This window comes from Polaribacter vadi (assembly GCF_018861005.1).
Lineage (GTDB): Bacteria > Bacteroidota > Bacteroidia > Flavobacteriales > Flavobacteriaceae > Polaribacter > Polaribacter vadi_A.
The window spans coordinates 28,169-49,499 of record NZ_JAHKQL010000001.1 but is presented as its reverse complement, the minus strand read 5'-3'; the positions used below and the strand labels follow the sequence as shown (position 1 = coordinate 49,499).

Genomic DNA, 21,331 nt, shown 5'->3' with positions numbered 1-21,331 from the left:
TCAATAAAACATCTAAAAAACAATCATTAATTCATTTTTTTAGCAATTAAAATATAATTACTATATTTGGTTAACCATTTATTAATTATTAACTTAAAACTAAAACTATCGAAAAAATGATTACTTTAAACTTACTAAAACAAAAAAAAGCACTTTTTAACACATTACTACTATTTTTAAGCTTTACAATAGCTGCGCAAGAAACAACAAGCAATACAGAAATAAGTGGTGTAACTGCTGTCTCTGCTTTTGATGAAGAAGTTACAGACACAAAAAACAACGTAAAAGAACGCATTGTTGATAATGATGATGATACTGATTGGGCAGGAAACTTAGGTAATGCTACAAGTGAAGCTTCATTAATTTTTAACTTAGGAGCTACTTATAATTTAGCTGAAATTCAATATTTAACTCTAGCTAAAGATGATCCTTATGGTTTTCAATTATTAGTTTCTTCTGATGGTACTAATTATACTGATGTATATGGAGGAGCTAAACAACAAAGCAATATAGATGGTACTTACAAACAGTTTATTTTGCCTAGTGTACAAAATAGTATAACTCATGTAAAACTAATTTGTTATGGTAGAATAAACGCAACTACAGAAGCAAATACAAGTGCTTGGAACACTATTAGCGAATTACGTTTTTACCAAGAAGGTGCTGTAGCTTCTGTTGAAGAGAAGGAATTAAATTTAACCCAATTATATCCAATACCTACAAACAATCAATTACAAATAAATGATGTTAGCAATAAAGTTAGCAAAGTTGAAATCTACAACTTACTAGGTAAAAAAATTATATCTAAAAAAATTACTAATACAGTTCAAACCATAAATACATCTGAATTATCTGAAGGTATTTACCTTGTAAAATTATCTAATGAAAATAATATAAGTACAACAAAAAAAATTATAATACAGCATTAAATTTAAATTGTTCCCTTTTTTTATGTAAATAAAAGCAAAAAGCGAAACTTAAAAAGTTTCGCTTTTTTGATTTATAATAAAATAAATAGTAATATTATTTAATATCTTGCAATAAAACCTCAACAGCTTTTTTAAGTTGATCATCTTCATTCCTTGCTTTCCAACCTGGTTTGTTTTCTACTAAAACATCTGGTACTGCTGGCCCATGTTCCATATTTAATCCTGATTCTTTAACGTACCAAGCTCTATATGGCATTCTAATAGAACCATCTTGCAAACGATGACTACCTGTAGAAATTACTGCTCCAAATGTTGGCTGACCTACTAATTTACCTAATTTTAAGCTCTTAAATGCATGTGCAAAAATCTCTGCATTAGAATAACTACTTTGATTAGATAATGCTACTAAAGGTTTAGTATTAACAGATAAAACAGCTCTTTCATTATAAGGATAGTTTTCTTTATACTTTAAATTATTTTTCTGAAGATTATCTGTAGCATCTCTTGGCACTGTATAAGCATGTTGCTGGTAAGTTAAAACGGCTAATAGTCGATCAGTGGTCCAACCACCTCCATTATTTCTAACATCTATTACAATACCTTTTTTACCATAACCACTTGCTTTTAATTCACGCTCAAAACGCTCAAAACTTGGCAAGTTCATTCCTTGAATATGAATATAACCTAACTGTCCATTAGAATATTCATCAACTAATTTTTTACGAGAATTTATCCATTCTTCATAACGTAAACTACTAATAGTTCTTGTAGATTCTGTTCTTACTACAACCTCTTTTTTATCAGCTAAAGTTAAAAGAATTTCATCACCAGAAGTATTTCTTAAAACACTATAAAAATTTGTGTTTTTACCAATTTTCTTTCCATTTACAGCAGTAATAACATTACCAGTACTTAAAGAAACATTTGTTTTTGTTGCAGCTGAATTTGGTAAAATATAATCAATTTTAACACCATTATTTACATTAGAAACTGCTAAACCTAAAAGACCAACTTTATCACTAGAAACTTCTTCTGGAGAACTACCTCTGTACCCCATATGACTTGCATTCAATTGTCCAAGCATATTATTATACATAAAAGTATAGTCTTGTTTTGTAGCTGCAGATAAAACCCAAGGAGTATATCTTTTAACAATCTTATCCCACTCATAACCATGATATTGTGGGTCGTAAAAACCAGCAGTTATTGCTCTAACTCCTTCGTAAAAAACTTGTTCGTTTAATTTATCATTATAAACTGTATAAGTTGCAGAATGTGAAAAAGAAGCAACCTTATCACTCTTTAAACTTAAAGATTTTAATTTCCCTCTAGATGAATAATACAAAGTTCCTTTGTTTAAGCTATTGCCACCAACAAAAGTTACACCTTTAACTTCTTTAGGGGTACCTCCTAATAAATCTACTTTATAATATCCATTACTTCTAGTTGCTGGGTTTGTTGCAGAAATATAAATACTTTTACTATCTGCACTAAACATAGCTCCATATTCATTACCAGCCCAACTTGTTAATTGCACTAATCTATCATAAATTTTATCTTCATCTATCTTAACAACAACCTCTTTTTTATCTTTCTTTTTATCTTCTTTTTGTTGATAATAATCACCTTCTTTATAATCAGATCTCGTTTTTTCCCAATCAGATTTTTGTAACCAAACCATCCAAGTATCATAATTGATACCTCCTCTATCTCCTGCTCTATTAGAAACAAAAGAAAGTTTTTTACCATCAGGACTCCAAACTGGTCTAGAATCTGACCTTGGATGCATAGAAATATTCATCTTTTTTGATGGTTTTTCTATAGACTGAATATAAATTTCGCTATCAAAATCTAAATCTGATTGAGAGTAAGCAATGTATTTACTATCAGGACTCCAAGCAACACTATTTGCAGCAGCCCAAGTATCTGAATAACTTTTTGGTTTGTCTAATTTTCCATCATTTACATCTGCAATAACTAATTGACCTCTACCAATTCTGTAGGCTAATTTCTTTCTGTTTGGAGATAAAATAGGTTCAAAAACATCAATTTTACTTTTAGTAAGTTGAGTTACTTTTATTTTTAAACTTCTATTTAAACTCACGTTTTCATCCGTAGAAACAACTTTATACAGTTCATTTTGACCACTTCTGTCAGATAAAAAACCTAAAGTATTATCATCAATCCAAAAAGGGTTATCATCTCTAAAAGGATGATTACTTACATTATTCGCTTTTGTTTGGTCTTTGTTGTTTTCTTTTACAAAAATTTCTCCATTAATACTTAAAGCGATTAATTTTCCATTAGGTGATACACTTAAATCTCTAATTCCGTCTGAAACTGTTTTTCTTTCTTCTAATTCGAATCTATTGTCTGTAGCTAAATTTAAGTTTACTTTGTTAGATTTTCCGTTTTGGATTTTAAAAACTTCAATTCCACTATTGTAAACAATTGTACCAGTATTACTTACTGAAAAAGATAAAACTCCATCAACTTTTAAGTCTGTTAATTGAGTTTCAGAACCAGATTTACTACCATTTGCATTTAATGATGTTTTATAAATATTATATCTACCACTTTCTGAACCTATATAATACAGATTGTTATCTGCATCCCAAAGTGGAGTATGATCGTTCTTTTTACTAGTTGTAATTTGATGATATTGTTTTGATTTTATATTATAAATCCAAATATCTCTTTGCGCAGGTCCATTATAATCTTCTCTAGAAATTCTACAAGTCCCTTTTACAAAAGCAACAAATTTTCCATTTGGAGAAACAGAAGCTTGACTTCCTAAAGCTTCCATAAAACGAGTTGGTGTTTCTCCTTTTTCGTTAATTTTATAGATAGAAGACTCTCTTTCTGTACCTTTAAAAATTCGGTTACTAGAAAAAATAATATCTCCATTTGCATTCCACTGACTTGGAGTATCTGTTGTTGGATAGAAAGTTATTTGATTTGGTACACCACCATTTAAATCAGTTTTAAAAATATTTCTACTTCCTTTTCTATTGGACATAAAAATAATTTCGTTGCTTTTGGTATTCCAGATAGGATTACTCTCATAAGCTTGATGAATGGTTAATCTATTTGTTTGATTAGTTTTTAAATCTAACACCCAAATATCTCCATGATAACCAAATGCCATTTTAGAAGCATCAGGACTAATTGTTGGTGTTCTTACCAACGAATTTTGGGCGTTTAAAAAAGTTAAATTACAGATAACTGCAATGAATAGAATAGTTTTTTTAGTCATTTTATTTGAATTTAAAACAACTAAGTTAGACTATATTAAGACCGGTTCTTAAATTTCGAAAATTGTTTAAGACTGTTTTAAGTTTTATTTAACTAATTATCGGTTTTATAAAACCATCAATAGAGGCAACTCCGTTTTTTCCTAAATTTTTAATAAAAGCAGAACCTATAATTGCACCATTTGCATAATTACAAGCTGTATTAAATGTTTGTTTATCAGAAATACCAAAACCAACAATTAGATTACTTTTTAAATTCATTGCTTTAATTCTTTCGAAATAAGCAACTTGTTTGTTAGAAATTTCTCCTTTAGCACCTGTAATTGATGCAGAAGCCACAACATAAATAAATGCTTTTGAATATTCATCTATCTTTTTAATTCTTTCTTCTGATGTGTGAGGTGTTATTAAAAATACATTTGTAAGTCCATATTTATCAAACAATTCTTGATAATGATTTTCGAATTCCACCATAGGTAAATCTGGTAGAATTAACGTATCAATACCACAATCTACAACTTTTTGACAGAATTTATCTTCGCCATATTTTAACATTTGATTTAAATACCCCATTAAAACTAAAGGTGTTTTATTAGTTTCTTTAATAGTCATTAACTGCTCAAAAACCAAATCTAAGTTAATACCATTTTCTAGTGCTTTTTGACTACTATCTTGTATCGTTGGTCCATCTGCTAAAGGATCTGAATAAGGTAAACCAACCTCAATAAAATCTACACCACTTTTTTCTAATGCAGTAATTACTTTAGTTGTATCATCTAATTTTGGATAACCACAAGTAAAATAAATTGATAATAAATTTTTATCTTTTTGTTGAAATAATTCTTTAATTGAATTCATAATTATTTGTTGTCATTCCTGCGTAGGCAGGAATCTTTTTTTAAATGTACTCATGTTAATTATGAGATTCCTGCTTTCGCAGGAATGACAGTTACTAATCCTCTAAATGTTTAATATAGGTTTCTAGGTCTTTATCTCCTCTACCAGATAAATTTACAACAACAACTTGGTCTTTTGTAAATTTAATTTTTGATAATACAGCTAAAGCATGCGCACTTTCTAGAGCAGGGATAATTCCTTCAATTTTTGTTAATTCGTAAGCAGCCGTTAATGCTTCTGTATCAGTTGCATCCATAAAATTTGCTCTTTTAGAATCGAATAAATATGCATGCAAAGGTCCAACTCCTGGATAATCTAAACCAGCAGAAATTGAATAAGGTTCAACAATTTGGCCATATTCATCTTGCATTAAAATGGTTTTAGAACCGTGAATAATACCAACTTCACCTAATTGAGAAGTAGCAGCACTCTCTCCAGAATTTACACCTAAACCAGAAGCTTCTACAGCAATTAGCTCTACTTCTTCATTATCCATATAATGATAAAAAGCACCAGCTGCATTAGAACCACCACCAACACAAGCTATAATTGTATCTGGGTTTTCTTTACCTGTTTTTTCTTTTAATTGCCATTTTATTTCTTCAGAAATAACAGCTTGTAAACGAGCAACCATATCTGGATATGGATGTGGACCAACTACAGAACCAATTAAATAAAAGGTTTCTGGATGCTGAATCCAGTATCTTATAGCTTCATTTGTAGCGTCTTTTAAAGTTTTACTTCCACTTAATGCTGGGACTACTTTTGCGCCTAACATTTTCATTCTAGCAACATTTGGTGCTTGACGCTCAATATCTTTTTCGCCCATAAAAACAGTACATTCTAAGCCCATTAAAGCACAAACTGTAGCAGTTGCAACTCCATGCTGACCTGCGCCTGTTTCTGCAATAATTTTAGTTTTACCTAATTTCTTAGCAATCAAAATCTGACCAATTGTATTGTTTACTTTATGAGCCCCTGTATGATTTAAATCTTCTCTCTTTAAGTAGATAAAAGCACCATATTTCTCTGACAAACGTTTGGCTAAATACAATGGACTTGGCCTACCAACATAATCTTTTAATAAAGATTTATATTCGTTTTGAAATTCATCAGATTCGATAATTTGAATATAATTATCTTCTAACTCTTTTACATTTGGATATAACAATTCTGGAATAAATGCTCCACCAAATTGTCCATAATATCCATTTTTGTCTGGCTGAAATTGTGATTTCATATTTTTATTTTTTGTAAATCCGAATTACGAAACAATCTCCTAATTAATCAGCAGATTATTTTACTACGTTCGTAATGACGTTCTTTTTAAACTCTTTTAATTCTTCTATTTTCTTTCTACCTGGCTCCATTTCAAATTTACTATTTACATCTAACGCGTAAATGGGTAAATTTGTTTTTCTTACTATTTGGATTTGTTCTATATCTTTTGGACCAATTCCACCACTTAAAAAGAAAGGTTTATCATAAGGATATTTTTCTAAAACAGACCAATCAAATTTTGTACCATTACCTCCTCTTTCTTTTCCTTTTGTATCAAACAAAAAGAAATCAACAACATCTAAATAAGGCTGTAAAACATCAAAATTAAATTCATCTTTAATTCCGAAAACTTTAATTATTTCAACTTCATTTTTCGAGATATAATGTTGATTTTTCTTCTTTTTAATCTGCTTGTTTTCTTCAATAAACAAAGCTCTGTTTTCTGCTAATTGTCTCTTTAATTTGATAATATATTCTACAGATTCATCACCATGTAATTGAATAGCATCTAATCTATACTCTTCTACTAGCGAAATAACAATCTCTACATATTCATTAACAAAAACACCCGTTTTTTTAATCGAATTTGAAAATTCTGGAATAATGCCTTCAAAATTTCTTTTGGAGTTATCATAGAAAATAAACCCTAAATAATCAGGATTTAATTCAGCAACTTGCTGAATATTTTCTACATATTTCATTCCACAGACTTTCAGTTTCATACTTATCTAATTTGACTGATAAATTCTTGACAAGCTTCTCCAGGATTTTCTTCTTTCATAAAATTCTCACCAATTAAAAATCCTTGAAACCCAAATTCTTTTAAACCAGTAATAATTTTTGGGTCAGAAATTCCGCTTTCTGAAACCTTAATACAAGTATCAGGAATTTGATTTGCTAATTTTATAGAGTGTTCTAAATCAACTTCAAAAGTTTTTAAATTTCTGTTATTGATTCCGATAATTTTGTTATCTAAATCATTAATTTTATCTAAATCTTCTTGCGTGTGCACTTCATATAAAACACTTAAACCCAAATCTGTAGCAAGATTTCCGTAGTTTTTTAACTCTGCTGATGTTAAACAAGAAGCAATTAATAAAATTACATCTGCACCAATTGCTTTAGCTTCTACAATTTGAAAAGCATCAACCACAAAATCTTTTCTTAAAATCGGTTTTTGTTGATTGATTGTTCTTGCCTCCATTAAATCTGCCATTGTACCACCAAAAAAAGAAGTATCTGTTAAGATAGATTGCGCAGCAACATTTGCAACTAAATACCCATTAGTTACTTCTGTAATGGTTGCTTTATCATTGATTATTCCTTTGGAAGGAGATTGACGTTTAAACTCGGCAATAATTCCTGTTGAACCAACTTCTAGCAAAGCCTTTTTTAATGAAAAAGGTGTTCTATCAAAATTAGGACTTTCTACTAATTTCTTAATAGGAACTTCTGCTTTTATTTTAGCAATTTCCTTCTTTTTAAATGCGATTATTTTATCTAAAATTGTCATTATTTTCAATATTTGTCATTTCGACTTTTTGGAGGAATCTTATTATTTTTTTTAGATTTCTCAACTTGATTTCATTTCGTTCGAAATGACATTATTTATTTAATTTTTTATTTCTATATCTAAGAAAAAAGTAAACAATTACACCTACTATTAAACCAATAATCATTTGTTTAAAAAGATCTTTGGTTTGTATTCCTATAGCTGTTCCCATTAACAAGAAAGCAGGTATTATCAAAATTATATTGTTTTTCTTTTTTGCCATTTTAAATACTTACTAATTTTTCTAAAGTCTGTCTTGCTTTACCACCAAACAAAGAACTTTTTGCTTCTTCAAATGCCCTTTCAAAAGACTTTTGATCATCAACAATTGTTAATGCAAATGCAGCATTTGTTAAAACCACATTATTTTGTGCTTCAGTACCATTTCCTTCTAAAATAGATTTAAAAATTTTAGCAGCATCAGCTACAGAATTCCCTCCAAAAATATCAGACTGCTGTAACCTTTTTTGTCCTAAATCTTCAGGAGTTATCAATTGTTCTCCTTTTTTATTGAATAATTTAAATCCGCTTGTTAGCGAAATTTCATCATAACCATCTAAAGCGTGAATAATTCCGTAATTGATATTTTCTTCTTCTTGTAAAATGTAATTATACAAACGTGCAACTTCCAAATTAAAAGTACCTAACATGTGGTTTTTAGGCGAACTCGGATTTACCAAAGGTCCTAACATATTAAAAAACGTTTTTAACTTTAACGCTTTCCTTGTTGGTCCAACAGCTTTCATTGCTGGATGAAATTTTGGTGCGTGTAAAAAACAAATGTTTGCTTTTTCTAAATGTTTTTTTAAAATGTTTTCATCATTGGTAAATTGATACCCAAAAGTGGCTAACATATCTGAAGAACCAGATTGAGAAGACACAGAATAATTACCGTGTTTTGCCACTTTTTGACCTGTACCTGCAACTATAAATGATGTTAATGTTGATATATTGAATGTATCTTTTCCATCACCTCCTGTCCCTACAATATCGATAGTATTGTAATCTGATAAATCTACTTTTATAGCTAATTCTTTTAACGCATCTCTAAAACCAGAAAGTTCATCTGCAGTTATAGGACGCATCATAAAAACAGTCATAAATGATGCTAAATGTGCATCATTATATTTTTCTGCAGCAATATCTTTTAAGATTTGTTTTGCTTCAGATTTAGACAATCTTTCGTGATTGTATAATTTATTTAATATGTCTTTCATAAAAAAGTCCCTTTTAATTTCTCTCTTTGGTAAAATTAGGATGGGCTATTTGCATTGATAAAATTAGTTACCAATTGCTCCCCAACATCTGTTAAAATAGATTCTGGATGGAATTGAACAGCAGAAATATTAAAACGCTTATGTTCAATTGCTTGAATTAATCCATCTTCATCTCTTGCAGTTACTACCAACTCAGGAGGAAAATCTATATCTGTTGCAGCCCAAGAATGGTAACGTGCTGCAAAAAATGTTTCAGGAACATCTTTAAAAATTTCTGCTTCTGTATTTACAACTCTCATTTCTGTAGCAACCCCATGAAAAACATCTTCTAAATTGATAATTGTTCCTCCAAAAACTTCTATAATTGCTTGTAAGCCTAAACACACTCCAAAAATTGGTTTAACACCTGCGTAGGTTTTAATTACCTCTTTTAAGATTCCTGCTTCATCAGGAATTCCAGGTCCTGGTGATAACATAATTATATCGTAGTTTCCTACATCTGCAATACTGATTTCATCGTTTCTAAAAACCGCAGGAAATTTTCCTGTAATTTTTTCTACCATATGAACTAAGTTATAGGTAAACGAATCGTAATTATCTAAAATTAATATTTTCATTTTAAAAAGCTTTTGGCTTTTGGCTTTTGGCAATTAGCTAAAAGCTAATAGCAAATAACTAAAAGCATTCTTTAAATATTTTCCGCTAAAATCAACGCTTTTTTTAACGCTGCTAATTTATTATTTACTTCTTGTAATTCTTTTTCTTCATCAGAATGAATTACGATTCCTGCTCCTGCTTGGTAATATAAAGTCTTGTTTTTACTTACAAAACTACGAATTGCAATCGCTAAATTTACAGAACCATCAAGACCAATAATACCAACTGCTCCACCATAAAAACCTCTGGATTGATTCTCGTATTTATCAATTAACTGCATTGCTTTGTATTTTGGTGCTCCACTTAAAGTTCCTGCAGGAAAAGTATCACCCACAATTTCTATCGGATTTCCTTTTAATTGACCAGAAACTGTAGAAACTAAATGAATTACATGACTAAAATACTGTACTTCTTTAAAAACCTCAACTTCTACCTTATCTGCGTGTTTACTTAAATCGTTTCGTGCTAAATCTACCAACATTACGTGTTCTGCAGTTTCTTTTTTATCTGCGGATAATTTTTTACCCAATAGAATATCTTTTGCCATATCACCAGTTCTTCTAAAGGTACCTGCAATTGGATTGATAGTTGCTTTACCTGCAGAAATTTTAATTTGTGCTTCTGGTGAAGATCCCATTAATTTAAAAGAACCATAATCAAAATAAAATAAATATGGAGATGGATTTATAGAACGCAATGCTCTGTATACATTAAATTCATCACCTTTAAATTTTTGTTGAAATTGGCGAGATAAAACAAGTTGAAAAACATCTCCTCTTTTACAATGAGATTTTGCTTTTTTTACATAATCAATAAATTCTTCTCCTTTTACATTTGATGTCTCATCACCAACAATATCAAACTTTTGAGTATTAAAAGTTTGTGCATCTATAATTGTCTGAATTTCCTTTATTCTTGATTCAGTGCCTTCTTCAATATTTTCTATCAATGTCATTTCATCATTAAAATGATTGATAGCAATAATAAACCTGTAAAAACTATATTGTAATAGAGGAATTGCAGAAGGAGCATCAGCAACAGATAATTCAATATTTTCAAAATACTGAACAGAATCATAAGTTGTATAACCATACAAACCGTTAAATGATTTTAATTCTGCTGGGCAATCTAAAGCGATTGATTTACTATAATTTTCGAAAATAGTATTGAAGTTTCTACCAATTTCTTGATTTTCTAATTCAACTCCATTATGAGAAAAACTTAAATAATGATTTTCTGCTTTTATAGAAACCACAGGCTCAATAGCTATAAACGTAAAACTTTCGTCTTTACTATGATAATCTGAACTTTCTAGCAAAAGTGTATTTGCATATTTATCTCTAAAACGTAAATACAAACCTACAGGAGTTATTGTATCTGCAATTTTAGTTTTGTGAATGGTTTTAAACTGTATTTTTTTCATTTTTATGCTGAAATAGATTCAGGATCTTTTTATTTTTTATGCTGATATAAATTCAGCATAAAAAAAGGCTTATCGTGAGATAAGCCTTTTTTTATATTTTATACATATAGGATTAGTTCTCACTTATTAGATAAGAGAGTTCCACCACCAAGTATTGTTTATTATTTTCTTCATACTGAATTACAAATGTAAAGAGCTATTTCTTTTTGCACAAATTTTATTTTATCTTTTTTTCTCTTAATTAGACTTTTTAAAAGAAAAATTCAATAAATCGTTTTCGTACTTACATTTACATATGTTAATAATCATTTTAATTAAATATTATAACAGGTTAAATGAAATCTATTTACAATACCAAACAAAAAACTTAAATTTGTAACTCCAAACAACGTGTTTGATTTGAATTTACTGAATTAATGTCTACACCAATGATTTATCTTATAAATTATTGGTGTTTTCTTTTAAAAACTAATTAATTAACGTGGCAGACACAACAATTCTATATATATTTGCCACCAATTAATAATGATTATGAATAATAACAACAATAATAATTTTAATAATCCTAATTTTTAGGATTGGAAGGTTGTTGTTTAGAAATATATAAATAAAGCCTTCCGATTTCGGAAGGCTTTACTTTTTAATTAAAAGCAATATTAAGATGAGTAAAATTATGACAGTAGACATATTGTCTAGTATTAAAGGAGCTCAGCCATCTGAAGCTGTAAATAAATTATTTGAGGTAATTAAAAATGCCAATTTAACGAATAACAATTCTTTTAAGAATAATCATAATAATGCTGTTTCTCTAGATGATTTGAGAGAGGATGTTGTAATAGACAGCCCAAAAGAAGAGAAAAAAATAATTATTGAAAATTTCCCTAAAGAAAAAAACGGCTATTTAGTTGTTTCTAAAGTGATTGAAGAATAAATATGAAATCGCAAATACACAAAATCCATCAACAATTGATGGCCAAAGAATTTACTTGTACAAAGTTAGTACAAGACAAATTAGATTTACTAAAATCTAACGCATACAATTCTGTAAATTCTTTATTAGATAAAATGGCCTTGGAATTGGCTGCTAAAGTTGATGCTAAAATTGAAAGCGGACAAGAAATTGGACTTTTAGAAGGAATACCTTTCGGAATTAAAGATGTTTATATGGTACAAGGAACTTACACCACAGCAAGTTCTGATTTACTAAAAAATTATAAATCGGCTTACACAGCTACTGCAATTCAGAAATTATTAGATGCAGGTGCAATTCCTTTAGTTAAAGAAAATTGCGATAGTTTTGGACATGGATCGTCATCTGAAAACACCATTTTTGGTGCTGTAAAAAATGCCATTAATTCAGATTTAGTTTCTGGAGGTTCAAGTGGAGGTTCTGCTGTAAATGTTGCCAAAGATTATACCGTTTTTTCTATTGGTGGAGATACTGGAGGTTCTATTCGTCAGCCAGCAGGTTACAATAATGTCTTCGGATTAAAACCAACTTATGGTAGAATTTCTCGTTTTGGAATTATGGCATACGCATCTTCTACAGATTGTGTTGGGCCAATTGCAAAATCAATTGAAGATATTAGAATCGTTTTAAATGTAATGAGTGGTAAAGACATAAAAGATCAAACTACTTATCAATCAGAAAAAATATCCGAAGAAACTATTTTAAATACTGATGAAATAAAAACCATTGGTTATTTTAAAAACTTTATAGAAAGTGATGCTATTGATGCCCAAGTAAAAGCAGATTTTTTAGCATCCATAGAAAAAATAAAAACAAAAGGAATTGAAGTTAAAGAACTTGATTTCTTTGAATCTGATACTTTAGTTTCTACATACTATACTTTAGCAATGGCTGAAACTGCTTCTAACCTTTCAAGATTAGATGGTACAAATTATGGAGCAAGAATTGAAGGTGATAATTTAAAAGACACCTATTCTATTACTCGTTCAGAAAACTTCTCTCAAGAATCTAAAAGAAGAATTGTTGGTGGTAATCAAGTTTTGTCTCAAGGTTTTTCTGATGAGATTTACTTAAAAGGCTTAAACCTAAGAGATCAAATTTCTGATAATTTTGAAAAAGACTTTAAAGAAGTTGATATCATTTTGTCGCCAGTAACACCAAATACACCTCCTAAAATTGGAGACAGCTTAAACGATCCTCTAGCAATGTATTTATCTGATGCTTATACAGTAGGTTTTAGTTTAGGTCAATTACCAACGTTAACAATACCAAAAGGAACTGCAACAGGTTTGCAAATTTCTGCAGCAAAAAACAATGATGCTTTGGTTTTACAATTCGCTAATTTCTTAAATGATTTAATATAATGGAGCTAGAGAAATTAAATGATTTATTAAAAAAATACGATTTAGAACTAGTAATAGGTTTAGAAACTCACGTTCGTTTAAACACAAAAACCAAGTTGTTTTGCTCTTGTGCAAATACAGAATCTGCACAGCCAAACACAAATATATGTTCAGTTTGTACTGGGCAAATGGGTGTTTTACCATCTATAAATAAAGAAGCAATTACCAAAGCAATTTATTTTGGTAAAGCTGTAAAATCAACTTTTGAAAACGAAGTAATTTCTTGGGATCGTAAACATTACGAATATCCAGATAATCCTAAAAATATACAGATTACACAGTTTCATAACCCTGTAATTCCTGATGGACAAGTTTCTTGTTTCAGAAATGATGGATCTCAATTTACTGTGAATTTAACGCAAGTTCACATTGAGGAAGATGCTGCAAAATTGATGCATGAAAAGAAAGTTTCTTTAGTCGATTTTAACAAAGCTGGTGTACCTTTAATTGAAATTGTAACTGAACCTTGTATCAGACACATTGAAGATGCATCTACGTATGCACAATATATTCAGAGAATTGTTCAAAATTTAAAAATATCCGAAGCAAATTTGGAGAAAGGTGAATTTAAATCTGATGTTTCTGTATCACTTAGAAAAAAACACAGCTATAACTTAAATCCACGTACAGAAATCAAAAACTTGAACTCATTTAAGTTTATGATTGAAGCTTTAAAAGAAGAAGTTGAAAAGCAATTAAACTATTATATAGAGCACAAAGAATTTAGACCAGACCAAACTACAGTATTGTTTGATGCAGATTTAAAGCAAACTAAAACAATGCGTAAAAAGGAGTTTGAAGCGGATTATCGTTTTATTTCTGAACCAGATTTACCTTTTGTAAGTATTAAAAATGTTGTAGAAAGTATAGATGTTGATGTTAGTTCTTTACCTTTTGCAGTTGAATCTATTTTGATAAAAGGAGGTGTTTTACCACAAGATGCTAAGTTTTTTACTGCAGATTCATTGCGTTCTGAAACTTTTATTGCTATTAATAACGTGATAAAAGATCCGTCTTTTGTAGCTAAAACTTTGGTAAATAATATTGCTGCTGATGAATATGCCAATATTCATAATGTAGATCAGTTAATTGAAATTTTTCAATTATTTAAAGCAGATAAAATTACGTCTGTTTTAGTTCAAAATGGAATTACAAGATATTTAAAAGATAGAACTTTCGATTACAATAAATATTTTGAAGACAACACCATTTCTGAAGATAAAATTAAGGATGCTGTATCTAAAGTAATATCTGAAAACGAAGCAATTGCCAACGACATCAAAAACGGAAATCAGGGTAAAGCTGGAATTTTAGTTGGTAAAGTCATCAAAATTATTGGTAAAGGAGCTTCAGGAAAAGTGATTCGTGAAGAAATTTTATCTCAAGTTAAAAGTTCAGGGTCAAAAGTTCAGAGTTCTGAAACTGTAAAAATTTCTAAAACTGAAACTAACAAAGACAAATCAAAATCTAAAGTTGAAGAGGAATTAAAAGAAACTCCTATCATCATAAAAGATGAATATAGAACCCATAAAATATCAGAATTATCTGATGATTCTATCAATGCAGAAGTAACATTATCTGGTTGGGTTTCTAGTGTTAGAGATCATGGAGAATTAATTTTTATCGATTTACGTGATTCTAGTTATCAAGTTTTTCAGGTTCGTTTAAGTAGAGAAACTTTCCCGAATTTAGATGAATTGGTAAAATTAAAACCAGAAACTGTAATTATGGTTACTGGTGTTGTAGTTCAAAGAAGAGAAGATGATTATAATGCAGGTTTAAGAACTGGTAAAATAGAACTTGAAACTTCTGCATTAGAAATTTTAAACCTATCTAAAACTTTGCCTTTTGAAATAAAAAGAGCCATGAAAACCAATGAAAATGTTCGTTTTCAATACAAGTTTTTAGATCATAGAAATGATGAAGTTCGCAAGGCAATTGTAAACAGACATAAAGTAATTAAATTACTGCGTGATATTTTAGATGAAGAAGAGTTTTTAGAAATAGAAACACCGATTTTAACTGCAGGTACAGACGAAGGTGCAAGAGAATTTATTGTCCCAACAAGAAAACAAGCAGGTTCTTTTTATACGTTACCACAAGCACCTCAACAATTTAAGCAAATGTTGATGGTTGGTGGATTTGAGAAATACTTCCAAATTGCACGTTGTTTTAGAGATGAAGATTCTAGAGGAGATCGTCAGCCAGAATTTACACAGTTAGATATTGAAATGGCATATGCAAGTATGCAACAGATTATCGATTTAAACACCAAAATGTTTAATGAAATAGTGAAGAAAATCTATGGTAAAAAATGGATTTTACGTCCTTTTGAAGTGATTACTTACAAAGAAGCTATGGATAAATATGGTTGTGATAGACCAGATTTACGTTATGGTTTAGAAATGCAAGATATTACAGACATAGTTAAAGACACTACTTTTCAAGTATTTAGTAAACCTATAGATGAAGGTGGAATTGTAAAATGTATAAAAGTTTCTGCGGAAGAACAAGGAAACAAACGTATGTCTAAAGGTCAAATTGAAAACTTGACTGCAATTGCGCAACAAAATGGTTTAGGTGGTTTGGCTTACATTATTGTAAATGAAAATGATTTACAATCGCCAATTATTAAGTTTTTAGGTGAAGAAATTGCTGCAAATATCATAAAAGCTACAGATGCTCAAATTGGTGATATTGTATTTTTCTCTGCTGCTGATTATGCAACCGCAAACAAAGCTTTAGATGCTGTTCGTCAAGAAATGGGAAGAATCTTAAAATTGATAAATCCTAAGGAATTAAGACCTGCTTGGGTTGTAGATTTTCCGATGTTTGAAAAAACGGATGAAGGCAGATGGACGTTTACACACAATCCTTTCTCAATGCCAGCTGTTTACGATTTAGAAAAACACATGAATGGTAAAGATGATGAAATTGGAACAATCATAGCGCAACAATACGATTTAATCTTAAATGGTTACGAAATTGGTGGAGGTTCTGTGCGTGCACATAAAGCAGAAATTCTAGAAGCAACCTATAAAAAGATGGGTTACAACAAAGAAGAAATGATAAAAAGTGTTGGAACAATGTACAAAGCGTTTCAATATGGTGCACCTCCTCATGGAGGAATTGCTTGGGGAGTAGATCGTTTAATGATGATTTTAGAGAAAAAAGCTTCTATTAGAGAAGTAATGGCTTTCCCTAAAACTGGAACATCAGAAGATTTATTATTTAATGCTCCATCAATTCTTTCTGATAAAAAAGTAGAAGAAATGAATGTGAAAATTATGAGATAGATTAATAATTTTATCGAATTAATAAACAAAAAAAATCCTGCTTTACGCAGGATTTTCTTTTATTAACAACACAAACAATATAACTATTTTAAGAATAATTACTTTTTTATTACTTTCTTAAAGGAACTGCGATATTAGGATAATCTGTAATAATACCATCAACACCCATTTTAAGTAAATTTATCATATCTTCTTTTTTATTAACTGTCCAAGGAATTACTTTCATATTTTGCTGATGTATTGCATCAACTTCATTTTTGTTTACTAAAATGTAATATGGACTGTAAATCTGAGGCACAAAACTTAATATTTTTAGATTCGTTTTTGCATCATTTTGGTAAGTTAAAAACGCCAATCTATATTCTGGATATGTTTTATGAATATACTCAAGAACTCTTGGATCAAAACTTTGTAAAGTGATTCGTTTTACTGGTAATTTCGTTTTTTTTAATTGCGCAATAACCAAATCAGAAAAATCTTTTACGGATGGTTGATACCCTTTTTTCTCATCATTTGGAGTACTTTTAATTTCTATATTATAAAAAACTTCTGAATTTATATTTTCTACATAATTAATCACTTCAGATAACAAAGGTTTGTAAGCAATACTCTTTTCTTGCTCAGGAAACTTTGCATTACCTAAAGAACCTACATCGTATTTTTTTATGTTATTATAATTATTTTTATAGAAATTAAATGCCAAACCTTCTTCTTTGGTAATTCTTTCGCCTTTAGCATCTAAAACAATTTCAGCATTTAAATAAGGTTCATGAGATACTACCACTTTATCATCTTTACTAATTACAACATCTAACTCAATTGTATTTACGTTTATGTCTAATGCTTTTTTAAAAGCTTGAAGCGTATTTTCTGGTGATAAACCTCTAGCACCTCTATGTCCTTGAAGATCAAAATTATATTGTTGCTTTTTTTCTAAAATTACATCGTCAATAAATTGAACAGTTTCTTTGTAAACACTTTGCCAATCTTTAGATCTTAAATCGCAACCAATTACATGATTCCCAGTTTCTGGAAAAGCAATTTTTACTTTTTTTTCTGTTGATGTTCCTAAATCATCAAACATTTTTAACATGGCAGGTACAGAAACTACTTGATCTTGTTCTTGCTCATTTTTGTAATAATACCCAACAAATGCAGGCACTTTTACTTTAGAAAAAGTTTCGGGTTTCATAGTAGATACAATCATCTTAATTAAAGCTTCGTAACCATCTATATGATAAATTGTAGACCAAAATTTCGCTTCTTCTGCTGGTCTTTCTTGTTTCATAATTTCACTCCCTTTGTTCATTTTTATAAACCCTGCTTTACCTTCTGGTGTAACAATCATTTTAAAAGCCGGATTTTTAAGATCTATAAAAGGCGAATACATAATTAAACCTGCAATTGAATTATCTTCTGATGCTAATTTTAAACTTAAAGAACCACCAGTAGAGGTACTTACTAAAATTATTTTTTTTCCGATAATTTTACCAATTAACAATGCTTCTTTTGCTGATGCTAAATAGTTTTCTGGTGTTAAATGTTTAAAACTATCTTCTCTCTTAATTCCATGTTCTTTTAAACGAGACATGTAAACATTGGCATTGTATTTTTTAGAAAGCTGGCTCATAATTGGTTCTCCTTCTCTGCTGCTTGCTCCAAAACCATGTAAATACACAAACGCAATTTCCGTTTGTTTTTGATTAAAATTATCTGCCCAAATAATTTTTGCTTGATTATTTGGTTTGATATTTAAAATGCTTTTTTCTTTAGCATTCACAATACTTTCTATTGTTTTTATCGATTTTACTTCTTGTCCAAAAACTGCCAAATGAATAGCAAATAATAAAACTGAAATTAAAAATGTTCTTTGCATAGGTATTCAATTTAAAAAACTGACTAAATCTAATTAGTCAGCTTTTAATTCTTTTTATCTTACTATTAAAATTTTGCTTTTACTTGAACACCAAAAAATCTAGGAGCACCTGCAATAAAAGTTGGAATGCCAAATGCACCACCAGTATTACCTGCATCAACAATAAATTCTTTGTCTAAAACATTGGTCATATAAAAGTTAATTTCATAATTTTTATCAACAACTAAACCTGTTCTAAAGTTTAACAAACCATAAGCATCTTGCGAAATTTCTGGTAAGTTAGTTTCTTCAAAAAATACTTTAGATTTATAAGTATATGTAGGTCTAAAAAAGTAATCTAATTTATTATTGACTTCTAAATTGATATTAAAACCTGCTGAAAAAGAATTCTCTGGAGTTAATCTAAAAGTATTACCTGCTAATTCTTGCGCATTTCCATCAGAATCTACATCATCAAAAGAAGCATCTATATACCCATAATTTGCAAAGAAACTAGATGTTTTAGAAAAAGCATATTGCAAAGCAACTTCAAAGCCAAAAGAACTTGCATTACCACTATCTTCTGTTGTAGCTGTTAACACTCCGTTTTCTAATTTAGCCACTGATGTTTGAAAGTTAGAATAATCGTACACGTAAGCATTTACATCAAACTGTAATCTATTGTCTAAAAATAAAGATTTTGCACCTACCTCATAAGACCAAACAATTTCATCTGATAAAACATTGGTTTCTGTTGCAGTTACATTGATAACATTAGGTCTTCTTCCTCTAGAAGTTGTACCAAATAATGTAATGTTTTCGTTAACATCATAGTTAACAGCAAAACGTCCTACAGCTGATAAAAAGTTTTCACTAGCCGATATTTTTCCATTGGTTGACGCAAATAATGTGTTTGGAAAATTACCTGATAAATAACCTAAAAAAGATGGTGTTTCAGTATCTTCTACTTCGTAAGCTGCATTAATATTTTCTATAGTTGCTCTTAAACCTAAGGTAAATGATAATTTATCAGTAACATCATAAGACGCATCAATAAAAACATCACCTGAATAATTTTCTCCAAAATTTGTATACGTTTCCTTGTTAAAAGCACTTAATGGAGCACCAGCAATTGCACCAAATGTAGCTGGATCGTTAGGAATATTTGGCAATAAAATAGGCAATCCGTTTACAACAAGATTTGCAGGATTTAAAAGTAACATTGCCACACTTCTCTCATCATATTCCCAAGGCACACTTTGCGAACCATCTTCGTAGAAGAAATTAGCTCCAAAAAAACCTCTGAATTTATCATCATTATCAAAATTAAATCTAAATTCTTGACTGAATTGTTTACCAATTGATATTTCATTGAAGAATAAAGCTGGAGCTACAGTCCCATCTGCATCAAAAGCTTCATTAGAATCGAATTTTCTGTATGCAGTTGTTGAGGTTAAATCCCAAACATCATTAAAACTATGTTTTAAAATTGCTGTTACACCCCAAACTGTTCTATCTAAACCTAATTCTTCTCCTCTTTCTAAATCTGCAAAAGTATTAGGATTTGTATCTCCACCTAAAGGCGCATAAGTTCCGCTTTTAAAAGAAGTACCTGGAGGTGTGTCTTTTTGCCAATTTGCAATAACATCTAAACTTGTATTATCACTTAATAAATATTTAAAAGAAGTTCTAAATGCAACTGTTTCTTTTCCATTCAAATCTCCACCTGATAAATTTTCAATAAAACCATCTCTACCATTGTAAATTGCAGCAGCTCTAAAAAATAATTTATCATCTACTAAAGGCGTATTAAAATGCCCTGTTGCTAAAAATTGATTAAAATTTCCATATCCTAATTTTACAGAACCAGAAGTTTCGTTTTTTGCTTTATTTTGAATGATATGCATTGCACCTATTTGAGCTCCTCTACCAAACAATGTTCCTTGTGGTCCTTTTAAAACTTCTACACGTTCTATATCGAACAACTCAACAACAGAACCTCTTGATTTACTAATAGAAACTCCGTCTTGAAAAATAGAAACTCTTGGCTCTACTCTAGAATCTCCACTATCACTTGTAATTCCTCTAACCACAATACCTGGGTTATTTACACTCTGAATTTGAACTTGAAAACCTGGCACGTATTCTGATAAAGCATCATATTCAAAAGTTCCTTGATTTTCTAAAAAATCTGTTCCATAAGATGTAATTGCAATAGGTACATCTTTATTTTTTTGTTCTCTTTTTTGAGATGTTACCACAACACCCTCTAACATATAAGAACTTTCTTTTAACACAAAGTTCTGCACAGATACTGGTTTATTAATTACAATTTCTTTTGTAATTGTATTGTACCCAACATAAGACACTTGAATAGTGTAGGTTTTATTTGGTATATTTTCTAATAAAAATGCACCATCAAAATCTGTAGTTGTTCCAATAGATAAGCCTTTTAGAAAAATACTAGCCCCCATAATTGGCTCTCCTTGTTCAGTAGTAACTACACCTTTTAACGTATTCGAATTTTGAGCATTAATACTAAGTATACCCAAAAAAATTATTGATACTATAAATAAAAATTTTAAACGCATTGTATT

The 21,331-nt window shown here is 29.8% G+C and carries 15 protein-coding genes; 4 read left to right on the top strand and 11 right to left on the bottom strand.

Features of this window, described 5'->3' with window-relative positions:
- The first annotated feature begins 116 nt into the window (after positions 1-116).
- Positions 117-929: a T9SS type A sorting domain-containing protein gene (locus KO506_RS00180; RefSeq protein WP_215992908.1), complete on the top strand. Its 813-nt coding sequence runs from the start codon at positions 117-119 to the stop codon at positions 927-929.
- A 94-nt stretch (positions 930-1,023) separates the two neighbouring features.
- Here KO506_RS00180 and KO506_RS00175 read toward each other — a convergent pair whose 3' ends face one another.
- The 9 genes from KO506_RS00175 to KO506_RS00135 all read right to left on the bottom strand — a co-directional run bounded on the left by KO506_RS00175 (position 1,024) and on the right by KO506_RS00135 (position 11,210).
- The gene (locus KO506_RS00175; protein ID WP_215992907.1) at positions 1,024-4,185 is read right to left on the bottom strand and encodes a S41 family peptidase; all 3,162 of its coding nucleotides are present in this window, start codon (positions 4,183-4,185) and stop codon (positions 1,024-1,026) included.
- An 88-nt stretch (positions 4,186-4,273) separates the two neighbouring features.
- Entirely contained in the window at positions 4,274-5,041 is a 768-nt protein-coding gene (gene trpA / locus KO506_RS00170; protein ID WP_215992906.1) for a tryptophan synthase subunit alpha, read from the bottom strand.
- A gap of 94 nt (positions 5,042-5,135) precedes the next feature.
- Positions 5,136-6,320 (bottom strand): tryptophan synthase subunit beta, encoded by a 1,185-nt coding sequence (trpB, locus tag KO506_RS00165; protein WP_215992905.1) that lies wholly within the window; start codon positions 6,318-6,320, stop codon positions 5,136-5,138.
- Positions 6,321-6,375: 55 nt separating this feature from the next.
- Complete coding sequence (locus tag KO506_RS00160) at positions 6,376-7,083, bottom strand: phosphoribosylanthranilate isomerase (protein ID WP_215992904.1); 708 nt, start codon at positions 7,081-7,083, stop codon at positions 6,376-6,378.
- 2 nt (positions 7,084-7,085) lie between these two features.
- On the bottom strand, positions 7,086-7,874 hold the full coding sequence (gene trpC, locus KO506_RS00155; RefSeq protein WP_215992903.1) for an indole-3-glycerol phosphate synthase TrpC: 789 nt from the start codon (positions 7,872-7,874) through the stop codon (positions 7,086-7,088).
- 91 nt (positions 7,875-7,965) lie between these two features.
- The gene (locus KO506_RS00150) at positions 7,966-8,136 is read right to left on the bottom strand and encodes a hypothetical protein (RefSeq protein ID WP_215992902.1); all 171 of its coding nucleotides are present in this window, start codon (positions 8,134-8,136) and stop codon (positions 7,966-7,968) included.
- A gap of 1 nt (position 8,137) precedes the next feature.
- Positions 8,138-9,130, bottom strand: a complete 993-nt coding sequence (gene trpD, locus KO506_RS00145; protein ID WP_215992901.1) for an anthranilate phosphoribosyltransferase — start codon at positions 9,128-9,130, stop codon at positions 8,138-8,140.
- Positions 9,131-9,165: 35 nt separating this feature from the next.
- Complete coding sequence (locus tag KO506_RS00140) at positions 9,166-9,747, bottom strand: anthranilate synthase component II (protein ID WP_215992900.1); 582 nt, start codon at positions 9,745-9,747, stop codon at positions 9,166-9,168.
- A 71-nt stretch (positions 9,748-9,818) separates the two neighbouring features.
- The gene (locus tag KO506_RS00135; protein WP_215992899.1) at positions 9,819-11,210 is read right to left on the bottom strand and encodes an anthranilate synthase component I family protein; all 1,392 of its coding nucleotides are present in this window, start codon (positions 11,208-11,210) and stop codon (positions 9,819-9,821) included.
- Between the two features lie 661 nt (positions 11,211-11,871).
- Between KO506_RS00135 and KO506_RS00130 the strand changes: the two genes are divergently transcribed.
- From KO506_RS00130 to gatB/aspS, 3 genes are read left to right on the top strand one after another with little or no spacing between them, the layout of a single operon-like run.
- Positions 11,872-12,141 (top strand): hypothetical protein, encoded by a 270-nt coding sequence (locus KO506_RS00130; protein ID WP_215992898.1) that lies wholly within the window; start codon positions 11,872-11,874, stop codon positions 12,139-12,141.
- Positions 12,142-12,143: 2 nt separating this feature from the next.
- Positions 12,144-13,544, top strand: a complete 1,401-nt coding sequence (locus tag KO506_RS00125) for an amidase family protein (protein ID WP_215992897.1) — start codon at positions 12,144-12,146, stop codon at positions 13,542-13,544.
- Entirely contained in the window at positions 13,544-16,879 is a 3,336-nt protein-coding gene (gene gatB/aspS, locus KO506_RS00120) for a bifunctional amidotransferase subunit GatB/aspartate--tRNA ligase AspS (RefSeq protein ID WP_215992896.1), read from the top strand. Before KO506_RS00125 ends, gatB/aspS begins: the two co-directional genes overlap by 1 nt.
- 109 nt (positions 16,880-16,988) lie before the next feature.
- Here the strand turns inward: gatB/aspS and KO506_RS00115 are convergent, their stop codons facing one another.
- Together KO506_RS00115 and KO506_RS00110 are read right to left on the bottom strand one after the other, a co-directional pair.
- Positions 16,989-18,755: a glycerophosphodiester phosphodiesterase family protein gene (locus KO506_RS00115; protein WP_215992895.1), complete on the bottom strand. Its 1,767-nt coding sequence runs from the start codon at positions 18,753-18,755 to the stop codon at positions 16,989-16,991.
- Positions 18,756-18,820: 65 nt separating this feature from the next.
- A complete protein-coding gene (locus KO506_RS00110) occupies positions 18,821-21,325 on the bottom strand; it encodes a TonB-dependent receptor (protein WP_215992894.1) in 2,505 nt (834 codons plus the stop codon).
- Between the last annotated feature and the right edge of the window lie 6 nt (positions 21,326-21,331).

Coding starts and splice junctions, on each gene's coding strand:
- KO506_RS00180 (WP_215992908.1), top strand. CDS start 117: ATGATTACTTTAAACTTACTAAAACAAAAAAAAGCACTTTTTAACACA.
- KO506_RS00175 (WP_215992907.1), bottom strand. CDS start 4,185: ATGACTAAAAAAACTATTCTATTCATTGCAGTTATCTGTAATTTAACT.
- trpA (WP_215992906.1), bottom strand. CDS start 5,041: ATGAATTCAATTAAAGAATTATTTCAACAAAAAGATAAAAATTTATTA.
- trpB (WP_215992905.1), bottom strand. CDS start 6,320: ATGAAATCACAATTTCAGCCAGACAAAAATGGATATTATGGACAATTT.
- KO506_RS00160 (WP_215992904.1), bottom strand. CDS start 7,083: ATGAAACTGAAAGTCTGTGGAATGAAATATGTAGAAAATATTCAGCAA.
- trpC (WP_215992903.1), bottom strand. CDS start 7,874: ATGACAATTTTAGATAAAATAATCGCATTTAAAAAGAAGGAAATTGCT.
- KO506_RS00150 (WP_215992902.1), bottom strand. CDS start 8,136: ATGGCAAAAAAGAAAAACAATATAATTTTGATAATACCTGCTTTCTTG.
- trpD (WP_215992901.1), bottom strand. CDS start 9,130: ATGAAAGACATATTAAATAAATTATACAATCACGAAAGATTGTCTAAA.
- KO506_RS00140 (WP_215992900.1), bottom strand. CDS start 9,747: ATGAAAATATTAATTTTAGATAATTACGATTCGTTTACCTATAACTTA.
- KO506_RS00135 (WP_215992899.1), bottom strand. CDS start 11,210: ATGAAAAAAATACAGTTTAAAACCATTCACAAAACTAAAATTGCAGAT.
- KO506_RS00130 (WP_215992898.1), top strand. CDS start 11,872: ATGAGTAAAATTATGACAGTAGACATATTGTCTAGTATTAAAGGAGCT.
- KO506_RS00125 (WP_215992897.1), top strand. CDS start 12,144: ATGAAATCGCAAATACACAAAATCCATCAACAATTGATGGCCAAAGAA.
- gatB/aspS (WP_215992896.1), top strand. CDS start 13,544: ATGGAGCTAGAGAAATTAAATGATTTATTAAAAAAATACGATTTAGAA.
- KO506_RS00115 (WP_215992895.1), bottom strand. CDS start 18,755: ATGCAAAGAACATTTTTAATTTCAGTTTTATTATTTGCTATTCATTTG.
- KO506_RS00110 (WP_215992894.1), bottom strand. CDS start 21,325: ATGCGTTTAAAATTTTTATTTATAGTATCAATAATTTTTTTGGGTATA.